14 protein-coding genes are annotated in these 14,001 nt (G+C 72.9%); 7 read left to right on the forward strand and 7 right to left on the reverse strand.

The window, feature by feature from the left end:
• On the reverse strand, positions 1–958 hold a 958-nt coding region (locus NCC78_RS16350), incomplete at its 3' end, for a GAF domain-containing protein (protein WP_250795431.1).
• Between the two features lie 286 nt (positions 959–1,244).
• On the opposite strand from NCC78_RS16350, the gene NCC78_RS16355 reads away from it, so the two are divergent.
• The gene (locus tag NCC78_RS16355) at positions 1,245–1,925 is read left to right on the forward strand and encodes an RlpA-like double-psi beta-barrel domain-containing protein (protein ID WP_250795432.1); all 681 of its coding nucleotides are present in this window, start codon (positions 1,245–1,247) and stop codon (positions 1,923–1,925) included.
• A 130-nt stretch (positions 1,926–2,055) separates the two neighbouring features.
• Here the strand turns inward: NCC78_RS16355 and NCC78_RS16360 are convergent, their stop codons facing one another.
• The 5 genes from NCC78_RS16360 to NCC78_RS16380 all read right to left on the reverse strand — a co-directional run bounded on the left by NCC78_RS16360 (position 2,056) and on the right by NCC78_RS16380 (position 7,371).
• A complete protein-coding gene (locus NCC78_RS16360; RefSeq protein ID WP_250795433.1) occupies positions 2,056–3,045 on the reverse strand; it encodes an ABC-2 membrane transporter-related protein in 990 nt (329 codons plus the stop codon).
• On the reverse strand, positions 3,042–3,932 hold the full coding sequence (locus tag NCC78_RS16365) for an ABC transporter ATP-binding protein (protein WP_250795434.1): 891 nt from the start codon (positions 3,930–3,932) through the stop codon (positions 3,042–3,044). Before NCC78_RS16365 ends, NCC78_RS16360 begins: the two co-directional genes overlap by 4 nt.
• Before the next feature lie 88 nt (positions 3,933–4,020).
• Complete coding sequence (locus NCC78_RS16370) at positions 4,021–4,428, reverse strand: GntR family transcriptional regulator (RefSeq protein ID WP_250795435.1); 408 nt, start codon at positions 4,426–4,428, stop codon at positions 4,021–4,023.
• Between the two features lie 167 nt (positions 4,429–4,595).
• The gene (gabT, locus tag NCC78_RS16375; protein ID WP_250795437.1) at positions 4,596–5,867 is read right to left on the reverse strand and encodes a 4-aminobutyrate--2-oxoglutarate transaminase; all 1,272 of its coding nucleotides are present in this window, start codon (positions 5,865–5,867) and stop codon (positions 4,596–4,598) included.
• A 67-nt stretch (positions 5,868–5,934) separates the two neighbouring features.
• Positions 5,935–7,371 (reverse strand): gamma-aminobutyraldehyde dehydrogenase, encoded by a 1,437-nt coding sequence (locus tag NCC78_RS16380; RefSeq protein ID WP_250795438.1) that lies wholly within the window; start codon positions 7,369–7,371, stop codon positions 5,935–5,937.
• 144 nt (positions 7,372–7,515) lie between these two features.
• Here NCC78_RS16380 and NCC78_RS16385 point away from each other — a divergent pair, with 144 nt between their 5' ends.
• Positions 7,516–8,901, forward strand: a complete 1,386-nt coding sequence (locus NCC78_RS16385; RefSeq protein WP_250795439.1) for an aldehyde dehydrogenase family protein — start codon at positions 7,516–7,518, stop codon at positions 8,899–8,901.
• A 13-nt stretch (positions 8,902–8,914) separates the two neighbouring features.
• Here NCC78_RS16385 and NCC78_RS16390 read toward each other — a convergent pair whose 3' ends face one another.
• Positions 8,915–10,144, reverse strand: a complete 1,230-nt coding sequence (locus NCC78_RS16390; RefSeq protein ID WP_250795440.1) for an SUKH-3 domain-containing protein — start codon at positions 10,142–10,144, stop codon at positions 8,915–8,917.
• Between the two features lie 312 nt (positions 10,145–10,456).
• Between NCC78_RS16390 and NCC78_RS16395 the strand changes: the two genes are divergently transcribed.
• The 5 genes from NCC78_RS16395 to NCC78_RS16415 all read left to right on the forward strand — a co-directional run.
• Positions 10,457–10,705 carry a hypothetical protein gene (locus tag NCC78_RS16395; protein ID WP_250795442.1) on the forward strand — a complete coding sequence of 83 codons (249 nt, stop codon included), beginning with the start codon at positions 10,457–10,459 and terminating at the stop codon, positions 10,703–10,705.
• Positions 10,706–10,840: 135 nt separating this feature from the next.
• A complete protein-coding gene (locus NCC78_RS16400; protein WP_250795443.1) occupies positions 10,841–11,440 on the forward strand; it encodes a DinB family protein in 600 nt (199 codons plus the stop codon).
• Between the two features lie 11 nt (positions 11,441–11,451).
• Positions 11,452–12,225, forward strand: a complete 774-nt coding sequence (locus NCC78_RS16405) for a tetratricopeptide repeat protein (protein WP_250795444.1) — start codon at positions 11,452–11,454, stop codon at positions 12,223–12,225.
• A gap of 86 nt (positions 12,226–12,311) precedes the next feature.
• Complete coding sequence (locus NCC78_RS16410) at positions 12,312–12,974, forward strand: endonuclease V (RefSeq protein ID WP_250795447.1); 663 nt, start codon at positions 12,312–12,314, stop codon at positions 12,972–12,974.
• 99 nt (positions 12,975–13,073) lie between these two features.
• Positions 13,074–14,001: hypothetical protein (locus NCC78_RS16415; protein ID WP_250795445.1), on the forward strand; the 928-nt coding region annotated here is incomplete at its 3' end.

Here is a 14,001-nt window from a genome sequence, read left to right on the forward strand (position 1 = left end):
TGACGGTACGGAAGTCGGCGCGGACGGTGCCGCGCAGCCGGTACGGGCGGGAGTCGAGCAGCTCGGGGCCGAGCACCCGGCGCAGCCGGGACAACTCGGCGCGCAGGGTGACCGGGCGCAGCCGGTCGTCGCCGTAGAGGTCGAGGCCGAGCTGCTCGCCGCTGCGCCCCTCGGGATGGTCGAGCAGCAGCACCAGCAGTTCGCTGTGCCGGCGACCGAGCCGGATCCGCCGCCCGTCCCACCGCAGCTCCGCCTCGTCCCGGCCGAGCGCCACCACGGTGGCCACGCCCGGTTCGGCCGGCCTGGCGGCGGCGAGCTGCGCCTCGGCGGCCCGTGCGGTGGCGCGCACCAGCGCGAGGCTCTGCGGGTTGGCCAGGTGGTCGCCGCCGGTGATGTCGACCGCGCCGAGCAGCCGCCCCGTGGCGGGGTCGTGGATCGGCGCGGCGGCGCAGGTCCAGCGCTGCACCGGCCGGCTGAAGTGTTCGGTGGCGAAGATCTGCACGCTGTGGTCGACCGCGAGCGCGGTGCCGGGGGCGTTGGTGCCGGCGTGCGGCTCGTCCCACCGAGCGCCGGGCACGAAGTTCATCCGCTCGGCGTGCCGCAGCACCCCCGGATGCCCCTCCACCCAGAGCAGCCGCCCGTACGCGTCGCAGACCGCCATCAGGTGCGCGCCGTCCTCGGCGATCCCACCGAGCAGGTCCCGGAAGAGCGGCAGCACCCGGGCGAGGGGGTGGGTGGCCCGGTAGCTCTCCAGGGCGTCGTCGGTCAGGTCGACCGGCGGGGTCGCCTCCGGGTCGAGCAGGGCCCCCGCCGAGCGGCGCCACGAGCTGGCCACCACGTCGCGGACCTGCCGCGGCGCGGCGCCGGCGGCGAGGAACGCCTCGTGGGCGGCGCCGACCTGCGCGATCCGCTCGGCCGGATCGGCACCGAATTCCAGGGCGAGCCACGGGTCGGCCATCGGCGACCTCCTCGCGCCCATCGTGACGCAGCCCACCCCGGATCGCCAATACCGGTTGCCGCGCCGATCGGCGCGCCTCATCCTGCCTCGGTGGTCGCCAGCCGGGATGCTCCCGGCGCGGAGCACGCTCGGAATGCCCGCCTCGTGACGATCGGTAGCGGCGCCGGCGTCTCCGCGTCACCGATCGCCCTTCCGGAAACTCTCCTGCCAGAACCGCTGAACCGTGCAGCGCTCCCACGCCGTACCAGGCGGCGTACGGAGATCACCGGACGACGGGAGACACAAGGTGCAGCGCAAGCACGTGTTGGCGGCAGGGGTGGCGGTGGTCGCCTCGGCGGTGGTGGCGGTCGGGACCGGGTTCGGCTTCGCCGACACCACCCCCGCCCGGCAGAGCGCCTGTCAGGGCTCGGTGACGTTCTCGGCCGAGGGCGGGGCGCCCGCCGCGACCAGCGACCGGTTCCCGGTGGGCACCCGGCTGCGGGTGACCAACTTGGACAACAACAGGGCGGCGACCGTGACGGTGACCGGCCCGTCCGGGAGCTGCGTGCTGCTCAACGCCGCCGCGATGGAGCTGGTCCGGGAACCGGGCAAGAACGTGATCCGGCGCAACGTGGTGGAGCGCCTGGACGGTGCCGCCGCGCAGCCCGGGGGAGCGGCCCAGCCGGGCGGTCAGACCCGGCCGGGCAGCGCGCAGCCCCCGGCGCAGCCGGGAGGCGCGCCCGCGGCGAGCGTGTGCGCCGGTGCGATCACCTTCTCCGCCGAGGGCGGGGCGCCCGCCGCGACCAGCGGCCAGTTCCCGGTCGGTACCCGGCTGCGGGTGACCAACCTGGACAACAGCAAGGTGGTGACGGTGACGGTGACCGGCCCGTCCGGCAGTTGCGTGCTGCTCAACGCCGCCGCGATGGACGCGATCCGGGAGCCGGGCAAGAACCTGGTCCGCCGCAACGTGGTGGAGCTGCTCCGCTGACGTGCCGCCGCACGGTTGCCGCTTGGTGCCGAGGCGTCCCGCCGGCCTGACGGCACCCCGGCCCGCCGGTCGGTGGAACACCATGGGTGTCTCCGGGGTGCCGTGGCACCCATGGTGTTCCACCAGGTCGTCAGGCGATGCGGCGGATGCGGCGGACGGCCAGGTAGAGCAGGAGCGCGGCGAGGGCGACGAAGATGCCGGTCTCGATGCCCTGGAACAGCCAGAACCGGTCCGCCGGCTGGTAGAGCTGCCAGTTGTACGCGCCCGGCTGGAGGCCCAGCTCGGCGCCGCACGCCCGGCCCTTCGCCTCCGTGGCGCCGGGCGGGCACATGATCCGGGTGTCCTCCGCCATCATCGTCCCGTCGGGGTTGCGGATGCCCTGGCTGAGGACCCAGTCGCCGCGGCTCATGGCGGCCTCCGTGACCCCCTCGATCGGGAAGGTGAGGGTGCGGGCGGGCTGGTAGTGCGGGCGGGCCAGGACCGCCACCGCCGCCCGGACGCCGATGAACCCGGCCAGCGTGATGCCCATGGCGGGCAGCATCCGTTTCCACACGGTGCCGGCGAAGATGCCCAGCGCCACTGCGAAGAGGGTGTATCCGATCGGGACGACGCCCTGCAGGTCGAACACGATCACGCCGAGCCGACCCTCGTACGCGGCCTGGGTGAGCGGTTCGACCCACCACGACATGCCCAGGCCGTAGCAGACCGCGAGGACCATCACGGCCGCGCCGACCAGCCCGAACTTCACCAGCGCCCAGCGGGTCCGGCCGACGCCCTGGGTCCAGGCGAACCGGTGCGTGCCGTGCTCCACCTCGCGGGCGACCAGCGGGGCGCCCCAGAACAGGCCGACCAGCACCGGCAGGGTGAGCAGCAGCACGGCCACCAGGTTCAAACTGCCGTACCGGTTGGTGAAGCGGCGGAAGCCCGCGTCGCAGGTCTCCCGGGTCGCCGCCGCCACGTCGGTGCCGGCGAGCTGGCGTACACAGTCGACCAGCCCGAGTTCGGCGAAGCTGTGCCGCATCGACAGGCCGATCGGCACCATCAGGGCGGCGAGCGCCGCGAACCCCAGCAGGGTGAACAGCGCCTGCTTGCGGTGTTGCCGCCAGGTCAGCCAGATCATGCCGGCACCCCCCACTCGCTGTGACTGGTCCGCGTGTTGCCGTCGGCCAGGTAGGCCAGGATGACGTCCTCCAGGCCGACCTCACGCACCGTCCAGGTCGGATCGCTGACCGGGCCGTCGGTGCGGACGAGCAGCGTGGACTGTCGGTCGGTGTGACTGGCCCGCACGACGGCGGCGACGCCCCCGATCGGGCCGCCGTCGTGCCGCGGGCCGACCAGCTGCCGGTGCCCGGCCACCAGATCGTCGACCGTGCCGGCGAGCTGCACCTGGGCGGCGTTGAGCACGATCAGGTAGTCGCAGACGCGTTCCAGGTCGGCCAGCAGGTGCGAGGAGAGCAGGACGGTGGTCCCGGAATCCGCCACGCTGCCCATCAGCGACTGGAGGAACTCCCTGCGGGCCAGCGGGTCGAGGCTGGCGACCGGCTCGTCGAGCAGCAACAGCCGGGGTCGCTTGGCCAGCGCCAGGGCGAGTGCCACCTGGGCCCGTTGCCCGCCGGAGAGTTTGCCGACCGGCCGGTCCGGCGGTATGCCGAGCTGGGCCAGCCGGTTCCGGGCGAGCTCGGCGTCCCACCGCCGGTTCAGTTTGCCGCCGGCGGTGACCAGCTCGGCGGCGGTGAAGTCCCGGTACAGCGGGGTGTCCTGTGCGACGAACCCGATGTCGGCCAGGCCCTCCGTGTCGCCGTACGGCGACCTGCCGAACACCCGTACCGCGCCCGCGTCGGGCTTGAGCAGCCCGACGGCCAGGTGCAGCAGCGTGCTCTTGCCCGCACCGTTCGGCCCGACCAGCGCGGCGATCCGGCCGGCCGGCAGGTGCAGCGAGCAGTCCCGCAACGCCCAGGTTCTGCCGTACCGCTTGCCCAGCCGGTCGGCCTCCAAGACCATGTCCATCCTCTGTCCTCTCGTTCCGCTCACGCCACCGCTTCGCGGCGGCGCGGGCGCTGGCTGCTGTGCCTGATGGCTCGCTCGCTGCGCTCGCTCACGCGGGCTCCTTCTGCGGGGAGTCGTCGGCGAGGGTGGCTCGTAGCGTGGTCTCCACCAGGGCGACAACGTCCTCGGCCGTGAGGCCGGCGGCCTGCGCCCGGTGCAGCCATGCGACCAGGTCTTCGCGCAGCTCGGCCTGGTTGGGCAGGGACGCGCCGGCCAGGGTGCGTCGGACGAACGTGCCCACCCCCGGTCGGCCAGCGACCAGGCCCTCGATCTCCAGCTCCCGGTACGCCTTCAGCACGGTGTTCGGGTTGATCGCCAGCGACTCTGCGACGTCCCGGACCTTCGGCAGCTGGTCGCCCGGCGACAGCAGGCCGACCCGCAGGGCCTGTTTGACCTGCTGGATCAGCTGCACGTAGGTGTTCACCTTGGTCCGGCCGTCCAGCACGAACTCGATCACCCGTGGTAACCCTTCTATTGTCCTACGACAGTAAGACTATAAGACAGGATGGCAGGACGGGAACGCGCTGTAAATGTTTGAAAGAGGCGGATCGCTCCTGAGCGGACAACGCACTGAACCCGCCTCTCTGGTGAGGGGCGGGTTCAGGCGGCGGGCCGGGGCGAGCGTCAGCCGAAGGCAGCGTCCAGGATGTCCAGGCCCCGGGCCAGTTCGTCGTCGGAGATGACCAGCGGCGGCAGGAAGCGCAGCACGTTGCCGTACGTGCCGCAGGTCAGGGTGAGCAGGCCGGCGGCGTGGCAGGCGGCCGAGACCGCCGCCGTGGCGGCCGGGTCCGGGGTGAGGGTTCCGGGCTGGACGATCTCCACGGCCAGCATGGCGCCCCGGCCGCGTACCTCGGCGACGCGTGGGTCGCGGGCGGCGACGGCGCGCAGCCGTTCACCCATCACCGTCTCGATCCGCCGGGCCGCGCCGGCCAGGTCCAGCTCGTGCATGGTCTCGATGCTGGCCAGCGCGGCGGCGCAGGCGATCGGGTTGCCGCCGTACGTGCCGCCGAGGCCGCCGGCGTGCACCGCGTCCATCAGCTCCGCCCGGCCGGTGACCGCCGCCAGCGGCAGGCCGCCGGCGATGCCCTTGGCCAGGGTGACCAGGTCCGGCTCGACGCCCTCGTGCTGGCAGGCGAACCAGTCCCCGGTGCGGCAGAACCCGGTCTGGATCTCGTCGGCGACGAGGACCACCCCGGCCGCCGTCGCCCACTGGCGCAGCGCCGGCAGGAAACCCTTCGCGGGTACGACGAAGCCGCCCTCACCCTGGATCGGCTCGATCAGCAGGGCGGCGACGTTCTCCGCGCCGACCTGCTTCTCGATCGTCTCGATCGCCCGCGCGGCGGCCTCGGCGCCCGACAGCCCGCCGTCGCGCAGCGGGTACGACATCGGCACCCGGTAGACCTCCCCGGCGAACGGCCCGAACCGGTGCTTGTACGGCATGTTCTTCGCGGTCAACGCCATGGTCAGGTTCGTCCGACCGTGGTACGCGTGGTCGAAGACCACCACCGCCGGCCGCCCGGTCGCGTGCCGGGCGACCTTGACGGCGTTCTCCACCGCCTCGGCGCCGGAGTTGAACAGCGCCGAGCGCTTCTCGAAGCCGCCCGGGGTGAGCGCGTTGAGCTGCTCGCAGACCGCCACGTACGACTCGTAGGGGGCGACCATGAAGCAGGTGTGGGTGAAGCGCTCGACCTGCGCCCGGACCGCCTCGACGACCCGGGGGGCGGAGTTGCCGACGTTGGTGACGGCGATCCCGGCCGCGAAGTCGATCCACTCGCGGCCCTCGACGTCGGTGATCGTGCCGCCCGACGCCCGGTCCACGTAGGACGCGATGACGCTGCCGACGCCCCGGGCGACCGCCGCCCCGCGCCGCTTGTGCAGCTCCTCAGACGATGTCATGGGCTGTGCCTTCTTTCGTTCGCGACTGCGGGGCTCGCAAAACCCGGCTCACTCCTCGCGCTCACTGTCAGCCCTCGATGTTGTGCATGACGTGCTTGATCCGGGTGTAGTCCTCCAGGCTGTAGACCGACAGGTCCTTGCCGTGCCCGGAGTGCTTGAAGCCCCCGTGCGGCATCTCCGAGACGAACGGGATGTGCGTGTTCACCCAGACGCAGCCGAAGTCCAGCCGGCGGGTCATCCGCATCGCCCGCCCGTGGTCCCTGGTCCAGACCGACGCCGACAACCCGTAGTCGACGCCGTTGGCCCAGCGCACCGCCTCGTCCTCGTCGGAGAAGCGCTGCACGGTGATGACCGGCCCGAACACCTCGTCCTGGATGATCTCGTCGGACTGGCGCAGCCCGCTGACCACCGTCGGGGCGTAGAAGTAGCCGCGCTCGCCGACCCGGGAACCCCCGGCCTGCACCGCGGCGTGGTCGGGCAGCCGGTCGACGAAGCCGCTGACCCGGGCGAGCTGGTTGGCGTTGTTCAGCGGGCCGTAGAGCACGTCCGCGTCGTCCGGGGCGCCGGTCTTCGTGTTGCGGGCCTGCTCGGCCAGCGCCGCCACGAAGTCGTCGTGAATGCCCGGGCCGGCGAGCACCCGGGTGGCGGCGGTGCAGTCCTGGCCGGCGTTGAAGTAGCCACCGACCGCGATCGCCTCGGCCGCCGCCGCCACGTCGGCGTCGTCGAAGAGCACAACCGGGGCCTTGCCGCCCAGCTCCAGGTGGGTCCGCTTCAAATCCGGCGCGGCGGCGGAGGCGACCTCCATGCCCGCGCGGGTCGAGCCGGTGATGGACACCATCTGCGGGGTCGGGTGCGACACCAGCGTCCGGCCGGTGTCCCGGTCGCCGCAGACCACGTTGAACACGCCCGCCGGGAAGAACTCCGCGGCGATCTCGGCCAGCAGCAGCGTCGACAGCGGCGTGGTGTCCGACGGCTTCAGCACCACCGTGTTGCCGGCGGCGAGGGCCGGGGCGATCTTCCACACCGCCATCATCAGCGGGTAGTTCCACGGGGTGACCTGGGCGCAGACACCGATCGGCTCGCGCCGCACGTACGAGGTGTGCCCGGCCATGTACTCGCCGGCCGAACGCCCCTCCAGCATCCGGGCGGCGCCGGCGAAGAAGCGGAACTGGTCCACCGACGGGGGCAGTTCCTCGTCGGCGGTGAGCTGGCGCGGCTTGCCGGTGTTGCGTACCTCGGCGTCGACCAGCTCGGCCGCGCGGGCCTCGACCGCGTCGGCGAGCTTGAGCAGGGCCTTCTGCCGTTCGGCGGGGGTGACGTCCCGCCAGCCCTCGAAGGCGGTGGCGGCGGCCCGCATCGCCGCGTCCACGTCGGCGGGGCCGGAAACCGGGGCCTGCGCGAACACCTCACCGGTGCAGGGGTCGATCAGGTCGGCGTAGCCACCGTCGGCCGGCTCGACGTACTCGCCGTTGACGAAGTTGCGCAGCTTCTGCTGGTCACTCATGACGGGATCTCTCCGAGAGGGGTCCGGTGGTGCGGTCTGCGGCGGTTATCGCAATCTGCATGCCATCTTCGCTACTGAATTCGCGGCAGACAAGGCCCGTGGCGACTGTTTCCGTCGACCGATCCGTGGTCTACGCTGCTCGGCGTGGAGTCCGTAGCCTTCTATGTCGCCTCTCGCCCCGCGCACGGCGAGGGCGAGCTGACCGTCCACCACCCGTACGACGGGCGGGCTGTCGCCCGTACCACCCTCGCCACCGCGGCCCTGCCCGCGCACGCCCGGGCGGCGGCCCTGGACCACGTCTCCCGGCGGCTCGCCGAGCGGGCCGAGGAGGTCGCCCGGCTCATCACCGCCGAGAACGGCAAGCCGGCGAAGTGGGCGCGGGCCGAGGTGGGGCGCGCGGTGTCGACGTTCCGGTGGGCGGCCGAGGAGGCCCGCCGCTTCTCCGGCGAGCTGCAACGCCTCGACACGGACCCGGCCGCCAACGGGCGGATCGCCCTGGTCCGGCGGGCACCGAAGGGGCCGGTGCTCGGCATCGCGCCGTTCAACTTCCCGCTCAACCTGGTCGCGCACAAGGTCGCCCCGGCGATCGCGGTCGGCGCGCCGATCATCGTCAAGCCGGCCCCGGCGACGCCGCTGTCGGCGCTGCTGCTCGGCGAGATCCTCGCCGAGACGGAGCTGCCGGAGGGCATGTTCTCCGTGCTGCCGCTGCCCAACGAGCGCGCCGCCGAACTGGTCGCCGACCCCCGGCTGCCGGTCGTGTCGTTCACCGGCTCCGGGCCGGTCGGCGCGGCCATCCGCCGGTCCGTGCCGGAGAAGCACGTGACCCTGGAACTCGGCGGCAACGCCGCCGCGGTGATCTGCGAGGACTGGAACACCGACGAGGACCTGACCTTCGCCGCGCACCGGATCGCGACCTTCTCCAACTACCAGGCCGGGCAGTCGTGCATCGCCGTGCAGCGGGTCTACGTGCACGAATGGCTCTACGACGGCTTCCTGCCCCGACTCGTCGCGGCCGTCGAGGAACTGCGCACGGGCGACCCGTCCGACCCGCTGACCGATGTCGGGCCGCTGGTGTCCGTCGCGGCCGCCCAGCGGGTCGAGGCGTGGGTCGACGAGGCGGTGGCGGCCGGCGCGACGATCGAGGTGGGCGGCCGGCGCGAGGGCGCGACCTACCCGCCGACCGTGCTCTCCGGCGTGCCGGCGGACGCCAAGGTCTACGCCGAGGAGGTCTTCGGGCCGGTGCTGGTGGTCGCCCGGGTCGAGCACGACCAGGCCGCGTTCGCCGCGGTCAACGACTCGGCGTACGGGTTGCAGGCGGGCGTCTTCACCCATCGGGTCGATGTCGCCTTCGCCGCGCACCGCGCCCTGGAGGTCGGCGGGGTGATCGTCGGGGACGTGCCGTCGTACCGGGCCGACCAGATGCCCTACGGCGGGGTGAAGGGGAGCGGGGTCGGGCGCGAGGGGCTGCGCAGCGCGATGGAGGACTACACCGACCCGCGGGTGATGGTGCTGACGGGGGTTTCCCTGTAGCGGGTGCGCCCGCTCACCAGGTGCCGTCGTCGCGGACCGGGGCAGGGGCGCGGCCGAGCAGCAGGGTGGTCAGGGCCGCGTCGATGTCCTCGCCGAGGAACCACTCGCCGGCCTGATCGAGCGCGAAGATCCGGCCGTGCTCGTCCACCGCGAGGATGCTCTCCTGGCGCTCGGTGCCGATCGGGAAGAGCCGCACACCGAGGACCGCGGCGAAGTCGGCCAGGGTGTCGGCGGTGTGGGCGACCTGACGTGGCCGGATGTCGAACCGGGAGATCCACACCTGTTCGCCGAGGCCGCGCCGGGCACCCACCAGGCTGGGAAACGCGCGGAGCATCGCCAGGGCCGCCGGGAAGTCGGCATGGGCCGACGTGCTGCCGCTGACCGCGCTGACGTCCCTGATCGCGGACATGGCCACGATCTCGTCCCCGAAGTGGGGCCGCCAGCCAGCCGCGACGAGCGCCTGCGCGACGTCCGGCGGAAAGCGGCCCGGGTCGGGGTCCGGCTGCTGCTCGGGATGCCACGGCATGGTGAACGCCCGGTCGGACCAGGGCAGGACGTTGAAGTCCACGAGCACGTCGACGCACGAGTCGCAGGGGCGGTCGGCGGGGCCGCCGTTCGGGTCACCCGGCTCACGCACCCGGAACACCTCGAACCGCGCGGTCTCCAGCAGGCCCTTCGCGTCGGCCATGCCCAGCGGGGCGATGCCTTCGGCGGCGCGGCGGTGGTCGTACTCGTGCAGGACTTCGGAGACGACGATGAGCTCGGCGTGCCGGTCGCCACCGCGCACCAGGTGGCCGGCGGGAAGCTCGTCCAGATAGGTGCGGACCAGCGGGTGGTGGTTCAGCGCGATGTCGCCCTTGGCGCCCTGTGCCCGGAACAGCCGGCCCTCGACAGTCAGGTGCGCGGCGGTGTTGGGGGTGGGCAGCCGACGGATCTCCCGCAGGAGTTGGCTCGCCGGGTCGACCGTGCGCGGTGCGGTGGGCCCCGCGGGCGGCTCCGCCGGTACATCTGCTCCACCACGCCGACCGGCACCCGCGGCCAGGTGGTCACCTCGCCGGTCTGCTTGTCCACCACGGTGGTCGGCAGTTCGCCGGGGGTCGTCCGTGCCGACGGCCACAGTGGACGTGATGACGTACCCCAGGTCGAACTCGTCGACCGTCGGGCGGCACTCGTGTCCCAGACGCTGTGAATCGCGGCGGGCCCACACGGCGGCGAGCTGCTCAGCCTGATGGCGGTCGATCACGGCCTTGAAACTACCGGACCCCACGGATTTGTGGCAGCCGGTATGGTTCGCCCTACCGACGGTGACCGGGGAGGGTCCAGGATCAGCCCTTGACGCCTGCGGAGCGGGCTGTACGCGATGCCCTGCTTCATCGAGCGCAGGAGGCCTTCTGGCGAGCGCTGAGCAATGACGGAAGTGAGGCTTGACTGCGATGGACGCCCCAACTGGTCTCGCTCTTCCGGCGTTCTTCAGCTACTACGACTCGCCCGTCAAGCTGGTGGAAACGGCGGACGGAGGTATTGCCGCATGGCGCCTGTCGAAGGACACGGGGGGTTGGACACCGCGAACAAGCTGATCGACAAGCTCCTCTTCACTGAGGGGGATGACATCGAACAGTTGACTCGTGAGGAGTTCGTTCAACTCACTGAACACGACCGCGCGTACTACCTGCGCGGTGAGGGCCCAATCTTCGCGCTGTATGAGACGGTCCGGGCGATGAGGGACGCGCAGGCTCGCGAGCGGCGGTATCCGTCCCCGACCGAGACCGCCTTGATGCAGGCATCCAGCGCAAGACGTTCGTGATGTTCGAGGAGGAGTTGCAGCGAGCGGGAGACCCCGCCGCCGATCCCTCACTGGGACTTGAGAGCAAGTAGCACCCGAGGCCGGCACGCGGAAACCTGTTGCGGTGCCGCAGGGGCGTCGGTCAGGGTCGCTCGCATGGCTGACTCGCCCGCGGACCATGGCACCGGCACCTCCACCGACGACGAACCCGCCCGACGTTTCGGCTGGTCGAACATGTTCCTCCACCCCGACGACGACCCGCGCTCCGACGGCGGCTTCGACGACGAGCGCATCATCCTGGTCGAGTACCTGCGCGATCAGCGCCTCACGCTCGAACTGAAGTGTGCGGGCCTGGACGCGGACCAGTTGGCCCGACGCGCCGTACCGCCGTCGACGCTGTCGCTGCTCGGCCTGGTCCGGCACCTGGCCGAGGTGGAGCGGGGTTGGTTCCGGCGGACGATGGCCGGCCAGGACGCGCCGAGGATCTACTGTTCGGAGGCCGAGCCGGACGGCGACTTCGACGGCGCGGTGGCCGACTCGGAGGTGGTCGCCGAGGCGTGGCGCACCTGGCGGGCGGAGGTGACGTTCGCCGACAGGTTCGTGGCCGAGTCGCCCGATCTCGGGGTGAAGGGCCGGCACCACGGCGAGGAGATCTCCCTGCGGGAGCTGCTGGTGCACATGATCGAGGAGTATGCCCGGCACAACGGCCACGCCGACCTGCTCCGCGAGTTGATCGACGGCCGGGTCGGGCAGTGAGGGCTGTGGAGATGACGGACCGGATCGGTCGGGCGGCGCTGCTTTACGAGCGGGCCGTGTTCGGCGGCGACGCGGCCGCGTTGGACGAGGCGGAACGGGACCTCGCCGGTGTGGAGGCGGATCTGGCGCTGGCGCGGGGCAGAATTCTGCACGCCCGCTACCTGGATATGCGGGTCGAGGACCCGCAGGAGTTGCCGCTCTTCGAGCGGGCCGTCGAGCTCTATCGGCAGCTCGGTGACGCCCGCGGCGAGGGGGAGTCGCTCTTCTGGGTGGGCACCGTCCACCAGGTGGTCCGGCAGGACAACGCCACCGCCGCGCCGGCCTTCGCCCGGGCGCGCGAGCTGGCGACCTTGGCAGGGGACCGACTGACCCTGTCGTACGTCCTGCGACACCTGACCTTCGCCGCGCAGGCCGCCGGTCGCCTCGACGCGGCGCGGGAGCTGTTGACGGAGTCGACCAGGTTGCGTCGGGAACTGGGGTTCGTCCCCGGAGTCGCCGCGAACCTGATCGGGCTGGCGTACCTCGCTGCCGGGGACGGCCGTCCGGACGAGGCCCGGGGCCTGCTCGACGAGGCGGCGGCCCTCGCGGCGACCAGTGACGCGCACGGAGTCGCACGCTGGATCGGCGAGGCCCGCGACGGGCTCGGCCTGGGTGCCTCCGTTGTCGCTCCGGGAGCGGTGGATGCCCCCGAGGCAGATGAGTCGCGCAGCCACCGGCCGGATGACGAGCCCGCCGGCCGCAAGGGCGCAGGCGCAGGCGAGCAGGACGCCGACACGCCGTCGTGACGCCCGACGACGCCGGGGAGGCGGGCGGGCGCAGCGCGGCCGGCGAGCGGCTCGGGGGCGGTGGGCGCGTCGACCCGCCGGGCAGCGTGGCGGGGGCGTTGGCCGTACAGGAGCGGTTGCGGCCATTGGTCGACCTGGTCGGGCCGGGGCCGACCGCGCCCGCGACGGTGGCCGGCCTGGACGTCGCGTACGCCGAGAGCGGCGACCGCCTCGCGGCGGCCGTCACCGTGCTGGACGCCCGGACCCTCGCCGTGGTCGACGAGGCGGTCAGCGTCGGCCGGCCGGCCTTCGACTACGTACCGGGGCTCTTCGCCTTCCGCGAGCTGCCCGCGCTGCTCGACGCGCTCGACGGGCTGACCGTCCGCCCGGAGCTGCTGGTCTGCGACGGGCACGGGTTGGCCCATCCGCGCCGGTTCGGCCTGGCCTGCCACCTGGGCGTGGTGACCGGCCTGCCGGCCATCGGGGTGGGCAAGACGCCGCTGGTGGGGCAGTGGTCGCCGCCGGGCGAGCGGCGGGGTTCGTGGGCGCCGCTGCGCGACGGGGACGAGGTCGTGGGGCGGGTGCTGCGGACCCGTGACGGGGTGAAGCCGGTCTTCGTCAGCGTCGGCCACCGGATGGGTCTGGACAACGCGGCCGCCCGGGTGCTGGCGCTGACGCCGCGCCACCGGTTGCCGGAGACCACCCGCACGGCGGACCGGCTCTGCCGCGACGCCCTCGCCGGTGGAGCGCGGGGCGGCCGCCGAGGGTAACGCGGCACACATCCGGAGCGCTCAATGACAGGGGGTGACCCTGACCCGGTAGTAACCTGACCGTCGGACCCCCGTCGGGGGAGGAACGGCGAGGTGATCATGGCGATACGTCGGCATGCGGCGCGGCTTGCGACGGTCTGCGCGTTGCTGGGCGGCCTGGTGACACTCAACGCGTCGCCGGCGCTCGCCGACGAAGACGCGGTCCGGGTGCGGGCGGCCGGCAGCTTCACCGCCGGCGGTTCCCCCGAGGGCGTCACGGTCGAGGTGCGCAAGCGCAGCGACGGCTGCGTGCTGCTGCGCACCGCGCTGGGGCTGCGCCTGCGCGGGCTGCGCCCCGACCAGGCAGCCGTGGAGGTCAACGCGGGCGGCCGCTGGTTCCCGGTGCCGCTCTCCGGCGGCGCGGGGAGCGTCGCCACCTCGGCCACCTCGCCGGCCGACCCGAGGCTCTGCAAGGGCAAGAGCATCACGGTGCGCTACCGGGTGGCGTTCGCGGCCGGGGTGCCGAACGGTCGGCTAGCCGTCACCGCTGAGGCCAGCAACGCGTTCGGACGGCTGCTCGCCAGGGGCTCCGCGGAGTCCCGGGTGGTCGGCGGGCTCGCCTCGGCCTCGCCGTCGCCGACTCCGTCGAAGAAGCCGTCGCCGACGCCGAGCGCGGTTGCCACCGAGGCGGCCACCGCCGAGGACGCGGGCGCCGTGGCGGCCCTGGCCGGTGCCGGCGGTGGGGCGAGCACCACCGCGGCGGACGAGTCCTCCGGCGGCTCCCCGATCATGTTCTTCGGCATCGCCATGGTGGCCGTCGGCATCCTCCTCATCGTCCTGTTGGTCCGCCGCTCCCGGTCGGAGAAGGAGCAGGTCGGCGACCTGCCCGGCGTCCCGCTGCCCCGTAACCCCGGTGGCACCACCTACCGCTCCGCGCAGGGCCCAGCCGCCGCGCCCGGCCTTCCCGGCCCGGTGTACGGCCAGCAGCCGCCGGCGACCCCGGGGGTATACGGGGGCACGCCCGCTCCGCGCCCCTCCGGCGGTGTCT

The organism is Micromonospora phytophila (genome assembly GCF_023656545.1).
In the GTDB taxonomy this organism is placed as follows: domain Bacteria; phylum Actinomycetota; class Actinomycetes; order Mycobacteriales; family Micromonosporaceae; genus Micromonospora; species Micromonospora phytophila.

Excerpts from the sequence above, each read along its gene's own strand:
- NCC78_RS16405 (WP_250795444.1), top strand. The coding sequence starts at position 11,452 with ATGACGGACCGGATCGGTCGGGCGGCGCTGCTTTACGAGCGGGCCGTG.
- NCC78_RS16365 (WP_250795434.1), bottom strand. The coding sequence starts at position 3,932 with ATGGACATGGTCTTGGAGGCCGACCGGCTGGGCAAGCGGTACGGCAGA.
- NCC78_RS16380 (WP_250795438.1), bottom strand. The coding sequence starts at position 7,371 with ATGAGTGACCAGCAGAAGCTGCGCAACTTCGTCAACGGCGAGTACGTC.
- NCC78_RS16360 (WP_250795433.1), bottom strand. The coding sequence starts at position 3,045 with ATGATCTGGCTGACCTGGCGGCAACACCGCAAGCAGGCGCTGTTCACC.
- gabT (WP_250795437.1), bottom strand. The coding sequence starts at position 5,867 with ATGACATCGTCTGAGGAGCTGCACAAGCGGCGCGGGGCGGCGGTCGCC.
- NCC78_RS16400 (WP_250795443.1), top strand. The coding sequence starts at position 10,841 with ATGGCTGACTCGCCCGCGGACCATGGCACCGGCACCTCCACCGACGAC.